General features: G+C 69.3%; 1 protein-coding gene. It reads right to left on the reverse strand.

From position 1 onward, the window contains the following. A partial coding sequence (locus tag AB4Y84_RS22080) for an aminotransferase-like domain-containing protein (RefSeq protein ID WP_442250987.1) occupies nucleotides 1–1,105 on the reverse strand: 1,105 nt, incomplete at its 3' end. Between the last annotated feature and the right edge of the window lie 62 nt (nucleotides 1,106–1,167).

Here is a 1,167-nt window from a genome sequence, read left to right on the forward strand (position 1 = left end):
CGGCATGGGCGGCGCCCGGGCATTGCACGAACGCGGTACGCAGGCCAGGGCTGATCACCTTCGAAAGCGTGGCCACATGGAACACGTGTCGCGGTGCCAGCGTCGCCAGCGCAATGGGCGCGGTGACGGCCAGATGCCAGTACGGATCGTCCTCGATCGCCAGCAGGCCTTCGCGCTCCAGCACCCGCGCCAACGCTTCGCGCCGCGTGGTGGGCACCGTCAGTGCCGTCGGGTTCTGGCAGGTGGGGTTGAGGTAGACCAGGCGCGCGCCACATTCCCGCGCCCGGCGGGCCAGCGCCTCCGGGCACATGCCGTGTTCGTCGCCCTCCACCGTGACCAGCCGCCGTCCCAGTGCGGCGGCGGCCTGCAGCAGACCCGGATACACCAACCGGTCGCAGAGGATCGCATCACCCTCGCGCCCTTGGCTGAGCAGGATCGCCGCCAGTGCCACCTGCGCGCCTTCGGTCAGCAGCAGGCGAGCATCGTCCACCGTGCCCAGCATCGGCTGCAGCCAGCGCGCCGCCGCGTGACGGTCGGTCGGGTTGCCACCGCCCAGGTGATAGGTCATCAGGTTCGGCGCATTGCTGCGTGCGAGCACCGCCGCCGCGCCCCGACGCAGCATTTCCGCCAGTGCATCGGCGTCGGGTACCGGTGGCACGTTCATGCTGAGATCGACGGCCTGGTCAAAGCCCGCCTTGGGCGGCGCGATGAAGCTGCCCTGTGGCCCGCGTGCTTCGATCAGTCCACGCTTGCGTGCCTCATCGAAGGCGCGGGTCACCGTGGTCAGATCCACGCCGAGCTGCTGCGCCAGTGCGCGCTGCGAGGGCAGCCGTTGCCCGGGCGCCAGGCCGCCGCGATTGATGGTGCGTTCCAGCGTGTTGACGATGCGCAGGTAGATCGGGCCGCTGTGCACGTGCACGTCCTGCACCCAGCCCAGTCCTGCAATGCCAGGCCCTGCGACATCGGGTCGCGGCATGTACGGAGGATGTCGGGGCGTATCGTTGCTTCCAACGGCGGGAGCCTGTCCATAACCATCGGTCGGTTCGGACAGGTGACCGCCGTTGTTGTTTGTGGCGGCTGCGCCAGCCAGCGTCGGTGATGTCATCGCGCGTCCTCAGCGCTGGGCCTGCCAGGGGCAGTAGCAGCCCACGGCAAGCAGTCCTTTCG

Source organism: Stenotrophomonas sp. 2YAF22 (assembly GCF_052114665.1).
GTDB classification, from domain to species: domain Bacteria; phylum Pseudomonadota; class Gammaproteobacteria; order Xanthomonadales; family Xanthomonadaceae; genus Stenotrophomonas; species Stenotrophomonas indicatrix.